Raw genomic sequence first — 21,672 nt, 5'->3', positions numbered from 1 at the left:
AATCATGTGCGGATGCTGCTCACCGAGATCGACGCCGTCAATTGGAATGCCATTCCCTCGCCACGGCCACGCCCTCGGACCGCGGATGCCCGGGACGGCCTGAGGGCACTTGCCGCCGCGCGGGACCTCGACTCGGTCGCCTCCGCCGTGGCGGCTCTGACCAGCGGTTCGCTGCTCCGCGGGGGCAACGGCGAGGTGCTGCCCGGCGCCGTGGTCGCGACCCCTTTCCTGCTGGACATCGCCGAGCACGGGCATCCGCACGCCCGGGAGTCGGCGGTCGTCCTCGTCGACCGCGCCATGCGGTCCGCCCCGCTCGCCGGTTTCAGCCGCTTTCGCACGACGGCCGGACATGACGCGCCGTTGTGCTGCGCGATAGCCGAACTCGTCCGCGACCGCCGGGATTCCCTGGCGGAATGCGGGAGGTCCGGGAAATACCTCCTCAAAGCGAGTGACGCCCATTGGCGTTTCGACATCCGGGAGGCCTCGGGCACGTCCGGTGACGTCGTCGCCCTCGGCACCCTCCAGGGCGGGCTGCCCGCGCCCTGCACGGGCGGGGAACTGCACCACGACGGCGCGGTGACCGAGGTCGGCTCCGTGGGCGTCGAGTGCCCGCCGGTGGACGCCACCGCCGAGGCCTGCCTGCGGCTGTCCGGCCTCGCGGCCGGTGCCGCCGAGGACGGCGGCCTGGTCGGCGCCGTGCTCTACCCGGCGGCGTGCGGCGGCCATGGCCGCTGAACCCGCGGCCGGCTGGGAGCCGGGCGCACCGGGGGTGCTGCGGCTGCCGTCGGGGCGGCTGGTGCGCGGGCGGGGGCTGCGCCACCCGCTGCCGGCCGGGCCCGTACCCGCGTTCGGGCTGTACCTGCTGGGCCACGAACCCCCGGCGGTGGCCTGGGAGAGCCGCTGGGTGCGCTGGCCGGACTTCCGGCTGCCCGCGGACCGTGCGGACGCCGCTCAGGCGCTGCGCGCGGCATGGCGGCGTGCCGCGGACGAGCGGGTGGAGGTCGCCTGCGGCGGCGGACTCGGCCGTACGGGGACGGCCCTGGCGTGCCTGGCGGTGCTGGACGGGGTGCCCTCCGGTGAAGCCGTCGCCTACGTCCGGGAGCACTACACCCGGCGCGCGGTGGAGACGCCCTGGCAGCGACGCTACGTGTCGCGCTTCGCCTGAAGGTGCGGGGCGTACGCCCTGACCGCCTCCCTCAGCTGCCGCAGCGAGGGGTTGACCATGGGCCGTCCCGCCACGGTGACGGTCGGCACGGTCTCGTTCCCGTCCGCCACCGAGCGCACGAAGGCCGCGGCGTCCGGATCACGCCAGATGTTGACCTTGGTGTGGCGCAGCCGCGCGAACCACAGCTGCGCCCGCAGCTTCATGCAGAAGGTGCAGCCGGGCCGCCAGTAGACGATGATCCCGCCCTCGTCCGTGTACGCGTCGCTCATGCTCCCCCGATCGGCAGGCGTGGCAGCCGGGTCCCGTGCAGCCATGGATGGAAGACCAGCGCCTCCAGCGGCCGGTCGGTGTGCTCCCGGGCCAGGGCGGTGAACTGCCCGGTGGTCACGGTGCCATGGCGGTGGGCGGCGGTCCAGGCCCGCAGCAGCCGGAAGAACGCCGGATCGCCCATGACCGTGCGCAGCGCGTGCAGCGTGAGGGCGCCGCGCTTGTACACCCGGTCGTCGAACATGCGCCGGACACCGGGGTCGGCGAGCCGCAGGTCCTGGGGCTGGGCGGCGAGCTTGGCGTGGGCGCGGGCCGCGTTGCGGGCGGCGGTCGTCTCGCCGCAGGACTCCGCCCACAACCATTCGGCGTACGCGGCGAAGCCCTCGTTCAGCCAGATGTCCCGCCAGTCGGCGAGGGCGAGGCTGTTGCCGAACCACTGGTGGGCGAGTTCGTGGGCGACGAGGCGTTCGCAGCCGCGGCGGCCGTCCAGGTGGTTGCGGCCGAAGACGGACAGCCCGTGCGCCTCGACGGGGACCTCCAGCTCCTCGTCGACCACGACGACCGCGTACTCGCCGAAGGGGTAGGGCCCGAAGAACTCGGTGAAGGCCTCCACCATCCGCGGCTGGCGTCCGAAGTCGTGGGCGAAGTCGGCGGTCAGGCGCGGCGGGACGGCGGCCGGCTGCGGCAGCGGGCCGCCGAGGTGGTCGATCAGCTCGTACCGGCCGATCTGCACGGTCGCCAGGTACGGCGGCATCGGATGCGGCTGGTCGTACACCCAGGTCGTGGTGGAGGCGCCCACCCGGTACGACTCCAGGCCGCCGTTGGCGACGACCGTGTACGGCGAGGGCGCGGTCACCGTGATCCGGTAGCCCGCCCGGTCGCCGAGGTGGTCGTTGCAGGGGAACCAGGAGGGCGCGCCGATGGGCTGGCTGGCGACGAGCGCGCCGTCCTCCAGCTGCTCCCAGCCCAGCTCCCCCCAGTCGCGGGAGCGGACGGGCGACGGGTTGCCGGCGTAGCGGACCTCGACCGTGAACGGCCCCTCGGGCAGCGCCTTCGTGGGCTTGACCCGGAGCTTCCCCGCCCGGTGCGTGTACCGGGCGGGCCGTCCGTCGACGAGGACCCGGTCGAGGCGGAAGGCGCCGAGGTCGAGGCTGAACGCGGAGAGGGCCCGGTCCGCCACCGCGGAGATCCGGGCCCGGCCCGAGAGGCGGTTGGCCGCCGGGCGGTACTCGAGTTCCAGGTCGTAGCGGGTGACCCGGTAGCCGCCGTTGCCGTGCTCGGGGAAGTAGGAGTCCGCGGACACCTCCGCCCCGGGCGTGGCGGGGACGACGGCCCCGCCACGCACGCGCTTGCCGTTGCTCACCCTGTGCGGGCCCCCTCTGTGTGCCAGGCGGAGATCGGGTTGCCGAGCCAGCGAGTGCCCTCCGGCACGCTCTCGCCCCGCATGACGAGCGAGGCCGGGCCGATCGTGCCCCGGGCCCCGACGGCCGCGCCGGGCAGCACGATGCCGTGCGGGCCGAGGCTCGCGCCCTCCCCGAGTACGACCTCGTCCATCCGCAGGATCCGATCGTGGAACAGGTGTGTCTGTACCACGCAGCCGCGGCCGATGGTCGCGCCGTCCCCGACCCGGACCAGGTCCGCCTCCGGCAGCCAGTACGTCTCGCACCATACGCCGCGCCCGATCCTCGCCCCCAGGCACCTCAGCCACAGGTTCATCAGCGGCGTGCCGCCGACCGCCCCGACCAGCCACGGCACGGCCAGCACCTCGACGAAGGTGTCGGCCAGTTCGTTGCGCCACACGAACGAGCTCCACAACGGCCGTTCGCCCACCCGCACCCGCCCGACCAGCAGCCACTTCATCACGACGGCCACCGCACAGGCGACCGCACCGGCGCCCGCGAGCAGCGCTCCGCCGGCGGCGAGCGCCACGGGCACCCCGTAGCGGCCCGCCAGCGCCGCGTACCCGGCGAGCACCAGCACCGCCAGCGCGACCGCGCACATCACGGGGACGACCCGGCACAGTTCGACGGCCGCGCGGGCCAGCACGAGCCGCCGGGGCGGCGCGAAGGTGCGGCTGCGGTCGCCCTCCTCGGGGACCCGGGGCAGCTTCATCGGCGGCATGCCCAGGTACGAGCTGCCCGCCTTGGCGCCCTTGGGCGTCGCGGAGAGCACGCCGACCAGGCCGTTCTTCGGCACCGCGCGGCCGGGGGCGGTCATGCCGGAGTTGCCGAGGAAGGCCTTCTTGCCGATCCGGGCCTCGGCGATACGCATCCGGCCGCCGCCCAGCTCGTAGCTGCCGACCATGGTGTCGTCGGCGAGGAAGGCCCCGTCGCCGAGGGTGGTCATCGCGGGTAGCGCCAGCACGGTGGACGCCTCCACACGGCGGCCGACCTTCATACCGAGCGCCCGCAGCCACACCGGCGTCAGCAAGCTGGCGTAGAACGGGAACAGGTGCGCGCGGGCCCGGTCCATCAGCCGGGCCGTCGTCCAGGCCTGCCAGGCGACGCGGCCGTGCACGGGGTGGTGGCCCTCGCGCAGCCCGACGCCCAGCAGCCGCACCCCGGCCAGCACCAGCAGCGCGTACGTCAGGAGCCAGGCGAGCGTGGCCAGGGGGACGGCCGTGAGCGCGGCGGGCAGCGGCGCGGCGGCGCCGCGCAGGCACGGTGCCAGCACCAGCAGGGCGGGCAGCGCCGACACCGCGGGCAACAGTTCCAGGGCGAAGGCGGTCGCCTCGTACGCCGCCGACCAGCGCAGCCGTCGCGGCGGACGGGAGTCGGCGCCGCGGTGCGGGGCCTTGCCGGTACGGACGGCCGGCACCCCGCCCCAGCGCAGCCCGGCCCGGACGGCGCCCACGACCCCGGAACCGGGGGCGATCTCGGCGCGCTTGCCGATCCGGGCGCCGGGCAGAAGGGTGCTGCGCGAGCCGACCGTGGCACCCGCCCCGACACGGATCTTGCCGATGTGCAGCAGGTCGCCGTCGAGCCAGTGCCCGGACAGGTCGACCTCGGGCTCCACCGCGCTGCCCTTGCCGAGCTTGAGCATGCCCGTGACGGGCGGCAGGGAGTGCAGGTCGGCGCCGTCGCCGACCCTGGCGCCCAGCGCGCGGGCGTAGTGGCTCAGCCAGGCGCCGGTGAGGTTGCCGGCGCCGCTGACCTGCGCGAGGCGTTCGGCGGCCCACAGGCGCAGGTGCACCGCCCCGCCTCGCGGATACGTGCCGGGGCGCACTCCGCGCAGCAGCAGCCGGGCACCGCCCGCGGAGACGGCGACCCGTCCGGCGGGGCTGATCAGCAACGCCCAGCCGGCCAGCACCCACCACCAGGAGATGGCCGGGACCCCCGGGAAGGGACCGAGGAGGTGCAGCGCGTTGCCGATCGCGGCCGCCACGACGCCCCAGCGCAGTCCGGCCAGGACGAGCAGCGGCGGCAGCAGCGCCAGCTGCACGGCGGCGGCCCGCCGGGGCACCGGCCGTACCGGGCGCGCGGCGGCGCGGCGGGCGTCGGCCTCCTCCAGCCGGGCGGCGAGCGCCCCGAGGGTGGGGTGCTGGTAGACGTCGCCGACCGCGGCCGAGGGGTAGCGGCTGCGCAGCTGCGAGACGAGGCGGGCGGCGGTCAGACTGCCGCCGCCGAGCGCGAAGAAGTCGGCGTCGGGCCCGGTCACCGGGGCGCCGAGGATCTCGCCCCACAGCCCGGCGAGCAGCCCCTCGGTGCCGGTGAGTTCCGTGGCGGGCGTGGTGGGCGTGGCGAGTTCGGGCAGCGGCCAGGGCAGCGCGTCCCGGTCGACCTTGCCCGAGGTCCGGGTGGGCAGGGTGCCGACGACGGCGACCAGCGGGACGAGGGCGGCGGGCAGCGCCTCGCGGAGCCGGGCGAGGGCGTCGGCCTGGTCGAAGTCCTCGGTCACCGCGACGTAGCCGACCAGGATCTGGTTGCCGCCCTTGGTGGTGCGTACGGCGGCGGCCGCGCCGGCGACGGCGGGCAGCGCCTGCAGGGCCGCGTCGATCTCGCCCAGTTCGACGCGGCGCCCGCCGAGCTTGACCTGCTCGTCGGCTCGGCCCACGAAGACCAGGCCCTCCGCGTCCGCGCGGACCAGATCGCCGCTGCGGTAGGCGCGGTCCCAGCCGAGGGCGGGCAGCGGCGCGTACTTCTCGGCGTCCTTGGCGGGGTCCAGGTAGCGGGCGAGGCCGACCCCGCCGATGACCAGCTCGCCGGTCGCGCCCATGGGCAGCGGTTCGCCGTGGGCGTCCACGACGGCCAGTTCCCAGCCGTCCAGGGGCAGCCCGATGCGGACCGGGCCCTCGCCGGTGAGCTGGGCGGCGCAGGCCACGACGGTGGCCTCGGTCGGGCCGTAGGTGTTCCACACCTCACGGCCCTCGACGGCCATCCGCTCGGCCAGTTCGGGCGGGCAGGCCTCGCCGCCGAAGATCAGCAGGCGGACGTCGTCGAGCGCCTCGACCGGCCACAGCGCGGCCAGGGTGGGCACCGTGGAGACGACGGTGATGCCCTGCTCGACGAGCCAGGGACCGAGGTCCGGGCCGGCGCGAACGAGGGAGCGCGGCGCGGGCACCAGGCAGGCGCCGTGCCGCCACGCCAGCCACATCTCCTCGCAGGACGCGTCGAAGGCCACCGACAGCCCGGCCAGCACCCGGTCGCCGGGTCCCAGCGGCTCCTCGGCGAGGAAGAGCCGGGCCTCGGCGTCGACGAACGCGGCGGCCGAACGGTGGGTGACGGCGACGCCCTTGGGTGTGCCGGTGGAGCCGGAGGTGAAGATGATCCACGCGTCGTCGTCCGGCCCGGGACGGCGGCCGACCGTACCCCCGGGCTCGGCGCACGGGGTGATCGTGAGGTGCTCGCCGATGACGGCGCACACCCGCGCCTCGGAGAAGACCAGCCGGGCGCGTTCCTCCGGGTCCTCGGCGTCGACCGGCACATAGGCGGCGCCCGCGGAGAGCGCGGCGAGGACCGCCACGTACAGGTCGGCGGTGCCCGAGGGCACCCGCACCCCCACCCGGTCGCCGGCGCCGATGCCCGCCTCCGCCAGACGGCGGCGCAGGCGCTCGGTCGCGGCGGCCAGGGCGCGGTAGCTCAGCGTCGTGGTGCCGTCGTCGACCGCGGGTGCGGTGGGGTGCGCCCGGGCGGTGGCGGCCAGGACGCCGAGCAGGGTGCGCTCGGGGGCGGCGTCGCCGGCCCGGAAGAGCGCGGGCGCGGGACCGGTTTCGCCGGTGCCCCCGGCGACTCCGGCCGACGCGGGGTCCTCCAGGAGAGGGACGGGCGAGTCGACGAGCGTCATACGGTGCTCCCCGGCTCGGCCGAGCCGGGGGTCGGCGGCGCGGCCGCGGACGCGCTGGGCACCTTGTCACGGTCGCTCACGGCCAGAGACGGACGCATGTCGAACCCTCCAAAAAGCTCACGACCACTGCGGTGCCGGTGACCTTCGACCGGCCGGGGACCACGGCGTCCCGGCCCGCGGGCTCGTTCCCGCGACTGGCGTACGCCCGGCATCCCCGTACCGCGGCCGTCCGGACCGGACGGCGGGCGGGCTCCTTCACCCAGCGTCACACATGACGAACAGGGAGTTTACCGGCGCTCGATCCCCCCGGCCCGCCGAAAAGGAGGCCACGTGGCCGCTCTCACAGCCGTGCCGGGCCGCGCGGGCGTCGTCACGACCCTCCTTCCCGCGGCCGCTCCAACGGTCCCGACGCCGTTCACCCGCCCTTCCCGGGTGGTGGGCCGGGGCCCGCACGCCGCGCATGGCGTCCTCGCCCGACGCTGCCCGACCTGCGAGACGCGGGATCATGCGCTTGCCGCCGCTCCCTGCTGGTGGGGGGCGGGACTGGCGGGTGCCGCCGTCGCGGGACCGTCCGCGGCGGCGGCCGCGTCTGCCGCGCCCATCACGGCGACGACGCCGCACGGCGGTCCGTGGCGCCCCGACACCGACGACCCCCGCTTCACGCTGGTCGTGATGCCGGACACGCATTACCTCTTCGACGGGGCGAGCATCCATCCGGCCCCCGTCGAGGCGTCGTTCCGCAAGGTGAGCGGCTGAGGCCGGACGAACTGCGCGAACCGTCCGCCGACGATCCGGCGGCCGACGGCTGGAACGCGATTCCACGGGGGCGACCTGTCCAACTGTGCGCCATTGCAGAGGAGTTCGCGGTACGGGCGGGACTCCCGGCCTCCCGCCGCGGCGAGTTCGTCCTCGCGGTCAACGAGGTAGCCTCCAACGCCATCACCCACGGCGGCGACCGTGGCCGCCCGATGCTGCGCCGCATCGACGGCAAGGTGCAGTGCCGATCACCGACTCCGGCCCCGGCTTCACCGCCGCCGTCAACCCCGAACAGCTCCCGGGCCACGACTCCCACTGCGGGCGCGGCCTGTGGCTCACCCGCACGGTCACCGACCACCTCACGATCGCCACGGCCACGGTCGGCGCCGTCGTCACCCTCGCCCTCCGCCCCCACTGAACTGGCGACGCCGGCGCCCGGGGCGGCTCGACGCACGGCGACGCGTCAGGTCACCAGCCGGGCACCCGCGGATGTCACCACGCGAACAGGCCCGCCACCCAGGCGAACCTCCCGGCGGCGCCATCGAGCACGCCCCCGAGTGCGCCGCGCCGGGGCGCTCACGGCAGGACCGGGAGGGTGCCCGCGCGGGGGATGTGGATCCAGCCCTCGACGGCGGCCGCGTGGGTCTCCTCGGGGCCGGCCGGGGCGCGGGTGAGTCCGCGCCGGACGGCCCGGGCGGCCAGCGCGGCGATCAGCGCGTCGAAGGCGTGCTCGCTGCCGTCGTACGCGGCGCGCTCGGCCGGGCCGAGCCTCAGCCAGGGCGCGGCCGCGCGGAGTTCCGCCGTCGAGCGTTCGGGGCCGAGGCCCCATTGCCGCCGGGACGCCGCCGGGTACACCTCGGCGATCCGCCCGGAGCCGTCGCGGGCCACCGGCCGGTCACGGGCGGCGAGTTCGTCGGCGAGGTGGGCCCAGCGGGCGGTGGTGGCACCGAGCCGGTCGAAGGCGACGGACAGCGGCCACCGGCCGCCGAGTTCCTGGTGGGTGAGGATGTCGGTGCGGCGGTGGCGCAGGGTCGCCCGGTGCGCGGAACTGCCGGTGCCCCGTCCGGGCCAGGGCGTGCCCGCCGCGTGCGCGGCGACGGCCTCGACGAAGGGGATCGGCCAGCCGAAGGGGCAGTCCACCCCGGCCCCTTCCCCCTGTTCCAGGCCGCCGAGCAGGTCGACCAGTACCTCGTCGGTGCACCCGAGCAGCGGCGGGGAGACGACGGCCGTGCCGTCGCCGGGCCAGGTGACGACCGCTGCCGCTGTCGTCCGGGGGCTCGCGGCCAGGTCGATCCCGAGGGTGCGCACCGTCCCATCGTCCCCGCCGCGCGGGGACCCCGCCCGCGCGGCTGAACGTTCCGGTGCCGGCGTGCGTATCCCCTGGCGTACCGCACTGCAGCCAATGGTGAGGACCGGCCGATGAACGCTCAGAGCAACGTCCCCTTCCAGGGCCTTCAAGCGCTCCCCGACGGCGAGGCGGAACTGCCGCTCGTCGTGCACCTGCGCTGGGAGGACCTCGCCGCGCTGGGCCGTGAGGCGAGCCGGCTGGCGGTGCGGCTGCAGCGGCCCGTGAGCCTCGACGAGGCGGCCGGGCACCACCTGCGGACGCGGTTCGGGGTGAGCCACACGCCCGACAAGGACGAGCACCCGAAGACCGAGGCGCCCCGCGCGGTCACCGCGGCGGTGCCCTCCTCCGCGGCCCCGATGGCGATCGCCCCGGGTACCGCGCAGCAGTCCGGCGGCGCCCACGCGGCCCCCGCCCAGACGACCCCCACCCACGCGCCCCACACATCGGCGCACACGACCGCCCCGGCCTCCGGCACCGGACTCACCTCGGCCCGGCAGCCGGAGCCCCCGGGCCGGGTGGCGCCGCTCGGCGGCCGGAACGTGGTGGAGCAGCCCGCGAGCGCCGCCGGATAGCCGGCCCCCGGCGGCCGCTCACATCGCCGCGAGCGCGCGTCCGACGTCCCGCGGACGCCGTACGTGACAGGTCCGGCGAGTCCGGGCCGAGCGTCACCCGGCAACGGCCCTCGTCCAGCGGCTCGCCCGCCCGGGCGGCGGTCAGCGTCGCGTCGAGGTACGCGGCCGGGTCGGTGCCCGGGCCGCCGGGAAGGTCGCGTCCCCGACCTCACCGGGCAAGACAGCTAGCCCTGCCGGACGGCCCTGGCCTCAGCGACCCACCGGCCGAGGACGTCGCGGACGTGGTGGGCGTGGTCGGCGGGATAGCCCCGCGGGCCGCACTCGACGACCAGGATCAGTCCCAGGTAGACCCGGTACAGGGCCAGCCGGTGCAGCGTGGAGGGCCCGAAGTCGAGTGCGCCGCCCGCCTCGTGGTAGCCGGCGACGAGGTCGCTGCGGGGGCCGGCGTCGCCGCCGAGGGCCAGGGAGACCAGTTCGGCCACCGGGTCGCCCCAGAAGGCCCGCTCGTGGTCGATGAGCCCGGTGACGGCGGAGCCGTCGTCGGCGACGAAGACGTTGCCGGGCCACAGGTCGAAGTGGACCAGCCGCGGTTCGATCACCTCCGCCAGGACGTCCGCGCCCTCCGCGACCAGCGCGCGGATCTCGTCGGGGGCGACGCCGAGCGGGGTGCGCCAGTGCTCGGCGTCGTCCAGCATCGCGTCCACCATGGCGCCGAACGCCGTCGGCCAGTCCGCCGCGGACAGCTCTGCCTCGGGCGCCGGGTAGCCGTACCAGCCGTCCTCCGGGGCGAGCGTGTGCAACCGCGCCACGATCCGGCCCAGTTCACGGCGCAGCCCGGCCTGCCGGTGCGTGGGGATGCGCTCGGCCGCCTTGTCCCAGGGGGTGCCGGGCAGGACCGACAGCGCCATGAAGTCCGGTGCGGTGTGCAGGAGCTCCGGCAGCGGCACGTCGCCGAGGGCGGCCATGCGGCGGTGCGCCATGACCTCGGTGGCCATGATGCCGCGCTCGTAGCGCAGCACCACGGCGTCCGGCGGTGGGGCGATCTTCACCACCGCAGGACGCCCGTCGTCGAGCCGCACCCGATAGGCGGCGTTGAACCAGCCGTCCGTCAGCTCGGCCTCCATCGTGCAGCCGACGCCCGCCGACTCCCGCAGCAGGGCAGCCAGTTGCTCGGCGGACAGGGCGCGTTTGGTGAGGCTCCTCATGTCCCCGCATGCTATGAGAGCGCTCCCACGCTGTCACCGGCCGCATGCGGCACCGCCCTCACGGCGCCGGCCCGGGCGACGGCGCGTCCGTGGCACGCCGTCGCCCGGATTGCGGGGCGGGGGCTACACCGTCACACCCGGTACCGCAACCCCTACGCGACTGGTCTGTTCCCGGGCCACTTTCATATGGCAATCTCATCTTCACGTCGTACGCTCAGGCCCCACGTCCCCCACGCTCACCTCCTCAGCCCCAGGTTCCTCAGGATCGACGAAGAGAAGACCGCCGTGGCGTCCCTGCCCCTCACCCTGGCGGCTCGTCTGCTGCCCACCGCCGTACTCGCCATCGTCGGCTGGACGATGGCCTCCTCGTCCCACGAGGACGCCGGCCGCACGTCGGCGAACGGGTCCCAGACCGGCTCCGCCGCCCCGTCCACATCGGACTCCGGCTCGGGTTCGGACTCCGGTTCCGGATCGGACGGCTCCAAAGACGTGCCCGCCACGTACTCCAAGCCGCCCGCGCCGTGCACCGCGATCAAGACCGCGACCATCAAGAAGCTGGTGCCGGAGGCCAAGACGGCGGGCAAGCAACTCTCCCTCACCGACCCCTCGCACCGCACGGGCTGCTCGTGGAACGCCCTCAAGGGCTTCGACTACCGGTGGCTCGACGTGACCTTCGAGGTGTCGACGACCAGCGGCGGCCAGGACGGCGAGGCGGCGGCGAAGGCCTCCTACAAGCGCCTGAAGAAGGCGACCACGGCCTCCGGCATCGGCGACGAGGCGTCCGTGTCCGTGGAGCTGACGACCGAGGACAAGCAGCAGACGCGCGAGGCGGTCGTGGTGTTCCGCAAGGGCAACGCGGTCGTGACCGTCACCTACAACGGCAGCGACTTCGAGAACAAGAAGGCGCCGGGCGAATCCGAGGTCCGAGACGGCGCGCTGGCGGTGGCCAAGGACGCGCTGGCCGGGCTCGGCCCGGGCACCAACGTCGAGGGCGACCAGAGCGCCTGAGCCGGGCCCGTCCGGCCCGGTTCAGGCCCCCGGTGTGCACCACGTCGCGTGGCGGACGCCGGGCGAGGCGCGCGGCCGTCACGGGGGCCGGCGCGGTCGTGATCACGTGGGTCGCGGCCGGCGCGGCCGGGTCCCCGTCGGCGGACTCGGCGTCGGGGACGGCGGCCCGGCCCTCGAAGAGCCCGGCCGGACCGGCACCGATGCCGCGGCCCCGACGCGCGGCACGATGACCGCGAGGACGTTCTCCGGCTCCATACGTCGTCACCCCCTCGTTCGCGGGTCCGCTCCCGCGGACACCGGCCGTCGCCGGATCAGGGCGCCGCGGCCGTCAGGTAGCGCTGGACGGTGGGTCCCAGCCAGGCCACGACCCGCTCGCGCGGCATCGCCGCGGCCGGCGGGAAGCGGAGGACGTACCGGCTGACGGCCATGCCGAGGATCTGCGAGGCCACGAGCACGGCGCGTTCCGCGGCCCGGCCGGGCTCCGGATCGGGGCACACGGCGGCGACGACCGGCGCCAGTTGCCGCTGCAGGATCGACCGCATCCGCTCGGCGCCGGCCGGGTTGGTGACGCCGACGCGCAGCAGGGCGGTCAGCGCCTCGTCCTCCTCCCAGCGCTCCAGGAAGTGCGCGACGAGGACGGCCCCGACGTCCCCTGGCGCGACCGCGGTCAGGTCCGGCATACGCAGGTCGAACTCGGAGGCGGCGGCGAAGAGGCCCTCCTTGTTGCCGTAGTAGCGCATGACCATCGACGGGTCGATGCCCGCGTCCCTGGCGATGGCGCGGATGGTCGCGCGCTCGTAGCCGTCGGCGGCGAAGCGGTCGCGGGCCGCGGCGAGGATCGCCGCACGGGTGACGTCGGAACGGCGGGTGGAGGGGGGCTTCGCGGTCATGCCCACAACTGTAGGCCAACAGTTGTTGACATAGCCAGCCGGACAGGAATACGTTTGCCAACAAGCGTTGACCAACACACGTTGGCCCACAAGCGTTGGCACTCGAGGAGGCCGCCATGAACACCGAGAACCGCAACCACGCCGCCCGCCTGGGCGGCAAAGACCGCCCGGCCGGGGTCCTGGTCGTGGGGGCCGGTCCGACCGGCCTGCTCCTCGCCGGGGACCTCGCCGCCGGCGGCGTCCCCGTCACCGTCCTGGAGCGCCGCGCCCCGGGGCACGGCAACCTGAGCCGGGCCTTCGGCGTCCACGCCCGCACCCTCGAACTCCTCGACGCCCGCGGCCTGGCCGACGAGCTGGTCGCCACCGGCCACCGCCTGCGCGGCCTGCGGCTCTTCCGCCGGCTCTCGCTGGACCTGACCGACCTGCCCTCCCGCTTCCCCTACCTGCTGATCACCCCCCAGTACGAGGTGGAGCGGCTGCTGGAGCGCCGGGCCCGCGCCGCGGGCGTGCGCTTCGAGCACGGCACCGAGGTCCTCGCGGTACGCCAGGACGACGCGGGCGTCACACTCGACGTCCGCGCCGCGGACGGCACCCTCGCCACCCGCCGCGCCGCGTACGCCGTCGGCACCGACGGCCACCGCAGCGCCGTCCGGACCGCCCTGGGCCTGCCCTTCCCCGGCCGGTCCGTGATCCGGTCGATCGTGCTCGCCGACGTCCGGCTCGCCGAACCGCCCCCGGAACTGCTGACCGTCGGCGGCACGGGCGACGCCTTCGCCTTCGTCGCGCCCTTCGGCGACGGCTGGTACCGCGTGATGTGCTGGGACCGCACCGGCGAGCGGCCGGACGGTGACCCGGTCGGCCTCGACGAGGTCCGCGACATCACGCGCCGCGCCCTGGGCACCGACCTCGGCATAGGAGAGGCCCGCTGGCTCTCCCGCTTCCACAGCGACGAACGCCAGGTGCCCGTCTACCGCGCCGGCCGCGTGCTGCTCGCCGGCGACGCGGCACACGTCCACTCCCCCGCCGGCGGCCAGGGGATGAACACCGGCCTCCAGGACGCCGCCAACCTCGGCTGGAAGCTCGCCGCCGTGGCGCGCGGACGCGCGTGCGACGCCCTGCTCGACACCTACCAGGCCGAACGCCACCCGGTGGGCGCGATGGTGCTGCGCAGCAGCGGCGGCATCATCCGGCTCGCCATGGCCCGCAACGCCCTCCAGCGGGCCTTCCGCGACCTGGTCTCCCTGGCCGTCGGCCACCTCCCGCCGCTGCGCCGCAGGGCCCTGGGCGCGGTCACCGGCATCGGCATCGCCTACCCCGCCCCGCGTGGCGCCCACCCCCTGACCGGCGGGCGCGCGCCGGACCTGCCCCTGCGGGAAGGGCGGTTGTACGAGGCCCTGCGCGCCGGCCGCTTCGTGCTCGTCACCCCCGAGGGCCGCGCGGACGGTCCCGCCGACCCGCGCGCCGTCCACGTCACCCGTACGGACGGCGGCCGCACGACGTTGCTCGTCCGCCCCGACGGATACGTCGCCTGGGCAGCCGAGGGCGCCGACGACGGCGTACGCGCCGCCGCGCTCACCGCGTGGGCCGGGGAGGCGTGACGAATCGAGCGTCCCGGCCCTGGCCGCGCCGACGGGCGGCGCGACGGTGTTCTGGCCGTGGTTCACCCGGCGGACCGCCCTGAGAGCCCTCGGCGTCACCGCGCCTATGCTGCAAGCGTAGGCGGGCACTTGTCGCTCCCGACCTCCCGACCTCCCGACCGGCGAAAGGCAGCACGACCATGAGCCCCCGTACCGCAGTCGTGACCGGCGCGAGCAGCGGCATCGGTGCCGCCACCTCCCGCAGGCTGGCCGAAGCCGGCTACCACGTCGTGCTCACCGCGCGGCGCGCCGACCGTCTGGAGGCGCTCGCCAAGGAGATCACCGCGGCGGGCCACTCCGCCGCGGCCGTCGCCCTCGACGTCACCGACCGCGGCGCCGTCGACGCGCTCGCCGCCTCGCTGGACCGGGTGGACGTCCTGTTCGCCAACGCCGGCGGCGCCCTCGGCGCGGACCCGGTCGCCACCGCCGACCCCGCGGAATGGCGCACGATGTACGAGGTCAACGTCCTCGGCGTGCTCAACACGGTCCAGGCGTTCCTGCCGGGGCTGATCGCCTCCGGCGACGGCACCGTCGTCGTGCTCTCCTCCACTGCCGCGTTCACCCCCTACGAGGGCGGCGGCGGCTACGTCGCGGCCAAGCACGGCGCCCACGCCCTCGCCGGCACGCTCCGCCTGGAGCTGCTCGGCGAGCCGGTCCGCGTGATCGAGATCGCCCCCGGCATGGTGAAGTCCGAGGGCTTCGCCCTCACCCGCTTCCACGGCGACAAGGAGAAGGCCGCCGCTGTCTACGCGGGAGTGGCCCAGCCCCTCACTTCCGAGGACATCGCCGACACGGTCACCTGGGCGGTCACCCGCCCGTCCCACGTCAACGTCGACCTGCTGGTCGTCCGCCCCCGCGCCCAGGCCGCCCAGCACCGGGTGCACCGCGAGCCGTAGTCGCCCGGCGCGGTCGGGGGGGAGCACGAGCGACGTGCCGGGGGTAACCGTCCGGGCCCGCGGAGCGCCCTCGGCCGGTCGACCCGGCACGGGTCGACGACGGCCTGTCCCCCCGGCCCGCGCACCCCGGGCGTCGCCCAGAGCTCTGCGGGAGCCGCCGGAGGGGGCGCGCGTTCGCGCAACTCGGCGACGCGCGGCGCGGCGAGACCCGCCCGGCCACTCAGACCGCCTCGACCCGGGCCGCACAGGCGCACCGCCCGCCCTCGCCGTCACCGTACGGCCGGCACCCCCGGCCGGGCTCAGCCCTTCACGCAGACGACCTGCTTGAGCTTCGCGACGACCTCAACGAGGTCCCGCTGCTGCTCGATCACCTTCTCGATCGGCTTGTACGCGCCCGGGATCTCGTCCACCACACCCGAGTCCTTGCGGCACTCGACGCCCTTCGTCTGCTCCTCCAAGTCCCGCGTGGAGAACCGCTTCTTCGCCGCGTTGCGGCTCATCTTGCGGCCCGCGCCGTGCGAGGCGGAGTTGAAGGCGTCGGTGTTGCCGAGGCCCCGGACGATGTACGAACCGGTGCCCATGGAACCCGGGATGATGCCGTGGTCACCACTGCCGGCCCTGATCGCGCCCTTGCGGGTGACGAGCAGGTCCATGCCGTCGTAGCGCTCCTCGGCCACGTAGTTGTGGTGGCAGGAGATGACCTCGCCGAAGGTGACCTCGGCCTTGCGGAACTCGCGCCGCAGCACCTCCTGGAACAGGGCCATCATGATCGCCCGGTTGCGCTTCGCGTAGTCCTGCGCCCAGAACAGGTCGCGCCGGTAGGCCGCCATCTGCGGGGTGTCCGCGATGAAGACGGCCAGGTCGCGGTCGACCAGGCCCTGGTTGTGCGACAGCTTCTGGGCCTCGCCGATGTGGTGCTCGGCGAGTTCCTTGCCGATGTTGCGCGAGCCGGAGTGCAGCATCAGCCACACCGCGCCGTCCTCGTCGAGGCAGACCTCGATGAAGTGGTTGCCGGAGCCGAGCGTGCCCATCTGCTTCGTCGCGCGCTCGTGCCGGAACCTGACGGGCTCGGCCAGGTCGTCGAAGCCGTCCCAGAAGCCGTCCCAGCCGGCCGCGGACAGGCCGTACAGCCGGGCCGGGTCGACGGCCTCGTCGTGCATGCCGCGGCCGACCGGGATGGCCTGCTCGATCTTGGAGCGGAGCCGTGAGAGGTCACCGGGCAGGTCGCTGGCCGTCAGAGAGGTCCGCACCGCGCTCATGCCGCAGCCGATGTCCACGCCGACCGCGGCCGGGCAGACCGCGCCGTGCATGGCGATCACCGAGCCCACCGTGGCGCCCTTGCCGTAGTGGACGTCGGGCATGACGGCGAGTCCCTTGATCCACGGCAGCGAGGAGACGTTGCGCAGCTGCTGCATGGCGACGCCCTCGACCGCGGCCGGGTCGGTCCACATGCGGATCGGCACCCGCACTCCGGGCACTTCTGTGTACGACATCTGTTCCCCCCGGGTCGGACGGTGAGATCCATCAAGGCAACACAAGCAACGCGCCTCAATGGAAAGCGGAATAAAGGGCGAAGTCGCGCATACAGCCCTATGATCCGGCGACGGCCGCAGCGCGTGCGGTAGACATTGTGTCTACCCGTCGCCCACCCCCGCCAAGGGATTTACGCGGGCGCCGGACCGATCGCCGGAGGAAGGGGCCACCTCAGTGCAGCCAACGGGAGACCGCGTCCACCGGGTCCGGGGCCTGGTGGCCGCGGCGTGCATGACCGCGTTCGGCGTCGCGGCGCTGGCCGGCTGCTCGGGGTCGAGCGGCTCCGGGGACGGCGCGCGCAACGGCGACATCGCGGACGGCGGGCAGTCCACCCCGGCGGCCCCGCCCGGCCGGTACCGGGTGCTGCCCGAGCCGTGCGGCTCGGTCGCCCCGGACACGCTCAAGAAGTTCGTCCCGGACGCGGACGACTACGCCGGCGAGGCGACCGTGACGTTCGACACGGACCGCAAGGCGGGCTGCAAGTGGACCGGCCGCACCGGCCTCGGCAACCGCTACCTGCACATCGACCTCGAGCGCGTCGTGTCGTACGACACATCCGTCAGCGACGAGAGCCAGGCCACGGCGGACTACGACAACCGCGCCGCCCAGGCCCACATCCCGGCCTCCACGGCACCGGCCGGCGCCGCCGCCTCCGCGTCGGCGGCCTCGGGTCAGCCCAGCTCGGAAGCGGGGAGCCCGGTGGCACCGGACATCCCTTCGCCGTCCGCGACCGCCACCGGCGACACCTCCCCTCGCACCCTCGACGACCTCGGCGACGGGGCCTTCCTCGATGACGTCCTCAGGAACCAGGACTCCGGACTCCACCGCGACGTCACCGTCGTCTTCCGCATGGCGAACGTCCTGGTCACCGTCGAACTCTCGCAGTGGTCAACGGACAAATCGGTCGAACCGCCCAGCGAGCAGCTGCAGCTGGGGGCCCGCCAGGTCGCGGCCGAGCTGGCAGATCAACTCGACGAATGAGACGAAGCGCGTAGTCTGGCCGTTTGTGCCATGACATGACACGCAACGAAATGAGCGAAGGATCCATGCACCGATCAGCCCCGCACCTCGCCCGCCTGCTCGTGGGCGCGGCCGTGCCGGTGATGCTCGTCGCCGGCTGCTCCTCCGGCTCGGACTCGTCCAAGGACGACGCGCAGAAGGCGGCCGCCGCCTCGGCCCCCGCGTCGAAGTCCGCGTCACCGTCGCCCAGCGCCGTCGCCGCCACGTACGCCGAACTCCCCGACCCCTGCCGGGTCATCGGCGCCAAGACCGTCAAGTCCCTGGTCCCGAAGGCGAAGAAGCCCGCGGGCACCCCCGCGCACTCGGCGCAGCGCGACGAGCGCGGCGGCTGCTCCTGGAACGGCCTGGACGGCTACCAGTACCGCTGGCTGGACGTCTCGCTCCAGCGCTACGACTCGGTCGCGGGCCTCGGCTCGGCCGAGGAGCAGGCGAAGAAGCGCTACGCCGAGCAGGTCGCCGAGGCCGGCCGGGCGAAGGGCGCCAAGAGCGCGCCGGTGACGGTGGACGGCGTGTGGGACGCGGGCACCGCCGTCACCTCGACGGTGAAGAAGGACAAGGAGGAGTACCGGGACGTCACGGTCGTCGCCCGCACCGGGAACGCCGTGCTGGTGCTCACCTACAACGGCGCGGGCCTCGAGGACGCCAAGACCCCGGCCGAGTCCGGCCTGAGGTCCGACGCCCTCACGGCGGCCAAGGAGGCGGCCACCGCGATCGCGGCGGCGAACGCGTAACAACTGCGGAATCCGCTGTACCGATTCACCACGTTTGGGCAACCTGCCCGTTGCCCCGTGTGGCAGGCTTGGCAGGCCAGTTTCCGAGCCTGGGAGGGTCGCGGGTGTCCGCGATACGCATGAACCGGACGCACCGGATCCTGACCGGTGTGGTCGTCACGGGCGCGGTGGTCATCGCCGCGATCGGCTTCGCGGGCTCGTACGCGGCCGTGCGCGAGCTGGCGCTGCACAAGGGCTTCGGCTGGTTCGCCAACGTCTTCCCGATCGGCATCGACGCCGGGATCGTGGTCCTGCTCGCGCTCGACCTGCTGCTGACCTGGCTGCGCATCCCGTTCCCCCTGCTGCGCCAGACGGCGTGGCTGCTGACGGCGGCGACGATCGCCTTCAACGGCGCGGCGGCCTGGCCCGACCCGCTCGGCGTCGGAATGCACGGCATCATCCCGATCCTCTTCGTCGTCTCGGTGGAGGCGGCCCGGCACGCGATCGGCCGGGTCGCCGACATCACCGCCGACAAGCACATGGAGTCGGTGCGGCTCGCCCGCTGGTTGCTGGCCCCGTTCGCGACCTTCCGCCTCTGGCGGCGCATGAAGCTGTGGGAGCTGCGCAGCTACGACGAGGTCATCCGGGTCGAGCAGGAACGTCTCGTCTACCGGGCCCGGCTGCGCGCCCGCTATGGCCGGGCCTGGCGCCGCAAGGCCCCGGTCGAGGCCCTGATGCCGCTGAAGCTCGCCCGGTACGGGGTACCCATGGAGCAGACGGCCGCCGTCGGCCTCGCCGCCGCGGGCATCGACCTGCCGGCCCCGGCCGGGCTCACGGCGGCGGGAAACGACCCGCGGCCGCGCCCCACGCAGGCGGCGGCTTCCGCCGTCGCAGCGCCGGATCACGATTCCAGGATCGTCCGGGCCATGACGCCCGCCCAGGCACCGATGGCGACCGCTGTGGCGGAAGGGCCGAGCAAGTGGTTCGCCGCTCCCGAGCCCGTGCGTTACCAGGGCGGCTACGCCCCGGACAACGGGTCGTCAGCGTTTGCGCCGCCGCAGCAGCAGGCCTTCGCCAACGGAAGGCCGCAGCAGGCCCCTGTGCCGCAGCCCCGCGCGCCGGAGCCCGAGCACGCTCCGGAGCCGGCGCCCGTGCCGGTACAGGAGCAGGCGCCGGAGCCGGAGCCGGAGCCGTCCGTACAGGTCCCGAACGGCGCGGGCGGCACGCGCCCCCTCGGCGAGGGCGTAACGGAAGCAGGGCCGTCGGACGAGGACCTGTACCGGGTGTTCCGGCAGTCGATAGTGGGTGAGGGCATGCCCACAACCCGCACCTTCGCCGCGGACATCGAGACGGCGTACGGACTGCGCCTCCCGTCTCGCGATCTGAACCACCTTATGGAGCGGTTCACGGCCCGCCTCAACAGTCAGATGATGGAAGACCACATCGCGTAAGGCCCACGGAGCCTGGCGTGTTCGGCGCCCGGTAGGCGGCCTTCGGCGCCAGGAACCCTGATGAGGATGCCGGAGTCGCACTGCCGGCAGGCCTCTTGGCGAGGTCCCGGGCGAGTCGGTCACGCACTCGTACAGGCACGCGGACAGGCACCCCTCGAATATTCGCGCCCCGGTGCGCACGACGGCGGCGGGTGGCCGTGCCACTCGCCGCCGTCACGTGCACGTCCGGTTCAGCTCGCCGCGAGCAGTTCCCGCACACGATCCTGACCCACCGCCAGGAGCAGCGTGGGCAGCCGCGGGCCGGTGTCCCGGCCGACCAGCAGCTGGTAGAGCAGGGCGAAGAAGGACCGCTGGGCGACCTTCATCTCCGGTGTCGGCTTGGCGTCGGGCGCGAAGCCGGCCTGGATCTTCGGCACGCCGTAGACCAGGGTGGTCAGCCCGTCCAGCGACCAGTGCTCGGCGAGCCCGTCCACCAGCAGTTTCAGCGCCTCCCGCTCCTCGCCGGACAGCGCCGCCAGGGCCTCGGCGTCCGGCTCGGTGCGCACCCGTGTGCGGGCCTCCGGCTCCACGTGGGTGTTCACCCAGCGCTCTGCGCAGTCCAGCCGCGGCCGGGCCTCCTCCAGGGAGGCCAGCGGCCGCTCCTGGTCGAAGTCGCGCAGGATGCGCAGGGTCTGCTCCTCGTCGCCGGTCGTGATGTCCACGACCGAGGCGAGGGTGCGGTACGGCAGCTTGCGCGGGGTGGTCGGGAGCTCACCGCTCGCGGTGCCCGCGGCCCGCGAGTGCACCGCGAGGTCCACCGGGGCGGCCGTGCCCTCGGCGACCTTGCGCTCCAGCGCGTCCCACTCGTCGTAGGTGCGGGAGATCTCGTCGCCGAAGGAGATGTTGAACGCCTGGTTGGGCCGGCGGCGGGCGTACAGCCAGCGCAGCAGCTGCGGCTCCATGATCTGCAGGGCGTCGGCCGCGATCGGCACCCCGCCCTTGGAGCTGGACATCTTGGCCATGCCGCTGATGCCGACGAAGGCGTACATCGGGCCGATGGGCGGCTCGGCGCCGAAGATCTCGCGCACCAGTTGCTGACCGACCATCCAGGAGGAGCCGGGGGACTGGTGGTCCACGCCCGACGGCTCGAAGTCCACGCCCTTGAAGGCCCAGCGCATCGGCCAGTCGACCTTCCACACCAGCTTGCCGCGGTCGAACTCGGTCAGCCGCACCGTCTCGCGGTTGCCGCAGGCCTGGCACTCGTAGGTGAGGTCGGTGGTGTCGTCGTCGTAGGCGACGACCGTGGTCAGGTCCTTGCCGCAGGCCGAGCAGTACGGCTTGTACGGGAAGTACTCGGGGGCCTGCGCGAGTGTGGCCTCCTCGTCGTCCTGCTCCTCGCCGCCGCCCTTCTTCTTCGTCCGGTAGCGGCCGAGCACCTCGTCGATCCGCCGGCGCTCGCGCATCGCGTGCAGGATCTGCTCGCGGTAGGTGCCCGAGGTGTACTCGACGGTCTGGCTGATCTCGGTCACCTCGACGCCGAGCGCCGCCAGCGCCTCCCGGAAGGGGGCCTTGAAGTGGTCCGACCACGTCTCGTACGCGCTGCCCTCGGGCGCCGGCACGGAGGTCAGCGGCTTGCCGATGTGCTCGGCGTACGAGGGGTCGTAGCCGGCCGGCACCTTGCGGTAGCGGTCGAAGTCGTCCCAGGACAGGATGTGCTCGCAGGGCACGCCACGCCGCTTGATCTCGTCGGCGACCAGGTGCGGGACCATGATCTCGCGCAGGTTGCCCAGGTGGATCGGCCCGGAGGGGCTGATCCCGGAGGCGACGATGATTTTCTTGCCCGGAGCCCGCCGCTCGGCTTCCGCGATGACGTCGTCCGCGAAGCGGGCGACCCAGTCGGCCTCGGTGCTCTGAGCCACTGTCTCGACTTCCTTCCACCTGTGCAGCGGGTA

At 74.3% G+C, this 21,672-nt stretch carries 19 protein-coding genes and 1 pseudogene; 12 read left to right on the top strand and 8 right to left on the bottom strand.

Annotation, left to right across the window (positions count from 1 at the left end; all coding sequences use genetic code 11):
* The first annotated feature begins 12 nt into the window (after positions 1–12).
* A complete protein-coding gene (locus tag ACRWNP_RS10625) occupies positions 13–735 on the top strand; it encodes a hypothetical protein (protein ID WP_431960836.1) in 723 nt (240 codons plus the stop codon).
* Entirely contained in the window at positions 725–1,165 is a 441-nt protein-coding gene (locus ACRWNP_RS10620; protein WP_431960835.1) for a protein-tyrosine phosphatase family protein, read from the top strand. The genes ACRWNP_RS10625 and ACRWNP_RS10620 overlap by 11 nt, the downstream gene beginning before the upstream one ends.
* Here the strand turns inward: ACRWNP_RS10620 and ACRWNP_RS10615 are convergent.
* Genes ACRWNP_RS10615 through ACRWNP_RS10605 form a run of 3 tightly spaced genes read right to left on the bottom strand, consistent with a single transcriptional unit; the run spans position 1,144 to position 6,715 of the window.
* Positions 1,144–1,434 carry a glutaredoxin domain-containing protein gene (locus ACRWNP_RS10615; RefSeq protein ID WP_431960834.1) on the bottom strand — a complete coding sequence of 97 codons (291 nt, stop codon included), beginning with the start codon at positions 1,432–1,434 and terminating at the stop codon, positions 1,144–1,146. The two genes, ACRWNP_RS10620 and ACRWNP_RS10615, sit on opposite strands and share 22 nt — an antisense overlap.
* The gene (locus tag ACRWNP_RS10610; protein WP_431960833.1) at positions 1,431–2,795 is read right to left on the bottom strand and encodes a M1 family metallopeptidase; all 1,365 of its coding nucleotides are present in this window, start codon (positions 2,793–2,795) and stop codon (positions 1,431–1,433) included. Before ACRWNP_RS10610 ends, ACRWNP_RS10615 begins: the two co-directional genes overlap by 4 nt.
* Positions 2,792–6,715 carry a Pls/PosA family non-ribosomal peptide synthetase gene (locus tag ACRWNP_RS10605; RefSeq protein ID WP_431960832.1) on the bottom strand — a complete coding sequence of 1,308 codons (3,924 nt, stop codon included), beginning with the start codon at positions 6,713–6,715 and terminating at the stop codon, positions 2,792–2,794. Before ACRWNP_RS10605 ends, ACRWNP_RS10610 begins: the two co-directional genes overlap by 4 nt.
* 330 nt (positions 6,716–7,045) lie before the next feature.
* Between ACRWNP_RS10605 and ACRWNP_RS10600 the strand changes: the two genes are divergently transcribed.
* From ACRWNP_RS10600 to ACRWNP_RS10590, 3 genes and pseudogenes are all read left to right on the top strand, one after another.
* Positions 7,046–7,471, top strand: a complete 426-nt coding sequence (locus ACRWNP_RS10600) for a hypothetical protein (protein WP_431960831.1) — start codon at positions 7,046–7,048, stop codon at positions 7,469–7,471.
* A pseudogene (locus ACRWNP_RS10595) lies at positions 7,468–7,620 on the top strand (ATP-binding protein); the annotation flags it as partial. The gene ACRWNP_RS10600 and the pseudogene ACRWNP_RS10595, both read left to right, overlap by 4 nt.
* Before the next feature lie 92 nt (positions 7,621–7,712).
* On the top strand, positions 7,713–7,889 hold the full coding sequence (locus ACRWNP_RS10590; protein ID WP_431960830.1) for an ATP-binding protein: 177 nt from the start codon (positions 7,713–7,715) through the stop codon (positions 7,887–7,889).
* A gap of 158 nt (positions 7,890–8,047) precedes the next feature.
* Here the strand turns inward: ACRWNP_RS10590 and ACRWNP_RS10585 are convergent, their stop codons facing one another.
* Positions 8,048–8,779 (bottom strand): DUF429 domain-containing protein, encoded by a 732-nt coding sequence (locus ACRWNP_RS10585; protein WP_431960829.1) that lies wholly within the window; start codon positions 8,777–8,779, stop codon positions 8,048–8,050.
* Positions 8,780–8,890: 111 nt separating this feature from the next.
* Between ACRWNP_RS10585 and ACRWNP_RS10580 the strand changes: the two genes are divergently transcribed.
* Positions 8,891–9,391: a hypothetical protein gene (locus ACRWNP_RS10580; RefSeq protein ID WP_431960828.1), complete on the top strand. Its 501-nt coding sequence runs from the start codon at positions 8,891–8,893 to the stop codon at positions 9,389–9,391.
* Positions 9,392–9,615: 224 nt separating this feature from the next.
* Here ACRWNP_RS10580 and ACRWNP_RS10575 read toward each other — a convergent pair whose 3' ends face one another.
* Positions 9,616–10,596, bottom strand: coding sequence for a phosphotransferase family protein (locus ACRWNP_RS10575; RefSeq protein ID WP_431960827.1), 981 nt, complete (start codon positions 10,594–10,596; stop codon positions 9,616–9,618).
* A gap of 285 nt (positions 10,597–10,881) precedes the next feature.
* On the opposite strand from ACRWNP_RS10575, the gene ACRWNP_RS10570 reads away from it, so the two are divergent.
* Entirely contained in the window at positions 10,882–11,604 is a 723-nt protein-coding gene (locus ACRWNP_RS10570) for a hypothetical protein (protein WP_431960826.1), read from the top strand.
* A gap of 311 nt (positions 11,605–11,915) precedes the next feature.
* Here ACRWNP_RS10570 and ACRWNP_RS10565 read toward each other — a convergent pair whose 3' ends face one another.
* A complete protein-coding gene (locus ACRWNP_RS10565) occupies positions 11,916–12,494 on the bottom strand; it encodes a TetR family transcriptional regulator (protein WP_431960825.1) in 579 nt (192 codons plus the stop codon).
* Positions 12,495–12,610: 116 nt separating this feature from the next.
* Here ACRWNP_RS10565 and ACRWNP_RS10560 point away from each other — a divergent pair, with 116 nt between their 5' ends.
* Positions 12,611–14,092 carry an FAD-dependent oxidoreductase gene (locus ACRWNP_RS10560; protein ID WP_431960824.1) on the top strand — a complete coding sequence of 494 codons (1,482 nt, stop codon included), beginning with the start codon at positions 12,611–12,613 and terminating at the stop codon, positions 14,090–14,092.
* Positions 14,093–14,271: 179 nt separating this feature from the next.
* Positions 14,272–15,027, top strand: a complete 756-nt coding sequence (locus ACRWNP_RS10555) for an SDR family NAD(P)-dependent oxidoreductase (RefSeq protein WP_431960823.1) — start codon at positions 14,272–14,274, stop codon at positions 15,025–15,027.
* A gap of 299 nt (positions 15,028–15,326) precedes the next feature.
* On the opposite strand, the gene ACRWNP_RS10550 is transcribed toward ACRWNP_RS10555, so the two are convergent.
* Positions 15,327–16,520 carry an RtcB family protein gene (locus ACRWNP_RS10550; RefSeq protein WP_431960822.1) on the bottom strand — a complete coding sequence of 398 codons (1,194 nt, stop codon included), beginning with the start codon at positions 16,518–16,520 and terminating at the stop codon, positions 15,327–15,329.
* Positions 16,521–16,734: 214 nt separating this feature from the next.
* Between ACRWNP_RS10550 and ACRWNP_RS10545 the strand changes: the two genes are divergently transcribed.
* The 3 genes from ACRWNP_RS10545 (at position 16,735) to ACRWNP_RS10535 (ending at position 19,741) form a co-directional block, all read left to right on the top strand.
* A complete protein-coding gene (locus ACRWNP_RS10545) occupies positions 16,735–17,541 on the top strand; it encodes a hypothetical protein (protein ID WP_431960821.1) in 807 nt (268 codons plus the stop codon).
* Between the two features lie 65 nt (positions 17,542–17,606).
* The gene (locus ACRWNP_RS10540) at positions 17,607–18,311 is read left to right on the top strand and encodes a DUF3558 family protein (protein WP_431960820.1); all 705 of its coding nucleotides are present in this window, start codon (positions 17,607–17,609) and stop codon (positions 18,309–18,311) included.
* Between the two features lie 119 nt (positions 18,312–18,430).
* Positions 18,431–19,741, top strand: coding sequence for a DUF2637 domain-containing protein (locus ACRWNP_RS10535; RefSeq protein ID WP_431960969.1), 1,311 nt, complete (start codon positions 18,431–18,433; stop codon positions 19,739–19,741).
* A 230-nt stretch (positions 19,742–19,971) separates the two neighbouring features.
* Here ACRWNP_RS10535 and lysS read toward each other — a convergent pair whose 3' ends face one another.
* Positions 19,972–21,639 (bottom strand): lysine--tRNA ligase, encoded by a 1,668-nt coding sequence (gene lysS / locus ACRWNP_RS10530; RefSeq protein ID WP_431960819.1) that lies wholly within the window; start codon positions 21,637–21,639, stop codon positions 19,972–19,974.
* Positions 21,640–21,672: the final 33 nt, after the last annotated feature.

It is taken from the genome of Actinacidiphila sp. bgisy160, from assembly GCF_965342435.1.
Lineage (GTDB): Bacteria > Actinomycetota > Actinomycetes > Streptomycetales > Streptomycetaceae > Actinacidiphila.
Note: the sequence above shows the minus strand (reverse complement) of the source record. Positions and strands in the feature narration are given on the sequence as shown.

Excerpts from the sequence above, each read along its gene's own strand:
- ACRWNP_RS10625 (WP_431960836.1), top strand. The coding sequence starts at position 13 with ATGCTGCTCACCGAGATCGACGCCGTCAATTGGAATGCCATTCCCTCG.
- ACRWNP_RS10620 (WP_431960835.1), top strand. The coding sequence starts at position 725 with ATGGCCGCTGAACCCGCGGCCGGCTGGGAGCCGGGCGCACCGGGGGTG.
- ACRWNP_RS10615 (WP_431960834.1), bottom strand. The coding sequence starts at position 1,434 with ATGAGCGACGCGTACACGGACGAGGGCGGGATCATCGTCTACTGGCGG.
- ACRWNP_RS10605 (WP_431960832.1), bottom strand. The coding sequence starts at position 6,715 with ATGACGCTCGTCGACTCGCCCGTCCCTCTCCTGGAGGACCCCGCGTCG.
- ACRWNP_RS10580 (WP_431960828.1), top strand. The coding sequence starts at position 8,891 with ATGAACGCTCAGAGCAACGTCCCCTTCCAGGGCCTTCAAGCGCTCCCC.
- ACRWNP_RS10575 (WP_431960827.1), bottom strand. The coding sequence starts at position 10,596 with ATGAGGAGCCTCACCAAACGCGCCCTGTCCGCCGAGCAACTGGCTGCC.
- ACRWNP_RS10565 (WP_431960825.1), bottom strand. The coding sequence starts at position 12,494 with ATGACCGCGAAGCCCCCCTCCACCCGCCGTTCCGACGTCACCCGTGCG.
- ACRWNP_RS10560 (WP_431960824.1), top strand. The coding sequence starts at position 12,611 with ATGAACACCGAGAACCGCAACCACGCCGCCCGCCTGGGCGGCAAAGAC.
- ACRWNP_RS10555 (WP_431960823.1), top strand. The coding sequence starts at position 14,272 with ATGAGCCCCCGTACCGCAGTCGTGACCGGCGCGAGCAGCGGCATCGGT.
- ACRWNP_RS10550 (WP_431960822.1), bottom strand. The coding sequence starts at position 16,520 with ATGTCGTACACAGAAGTGCCCGGAGTGCGGGTGCCGATCCGCATGTGG.
- ACRWNP_RS10540 (WP_431960820.1), top strand. The coding sequence starts at position 17,607 with ATGCACCGATCAGCCCCGCACCTCGCCCGCCTGCTCGTGGGCGCGGCC.
- ACRWNP_RS10535 (WP_431960969.1), top strand. The coding sequence starts at position 18,431 with ATGAACCGGACGCACCGGATCCTGACCGGTGTGGTCGTCACGGGCGCG.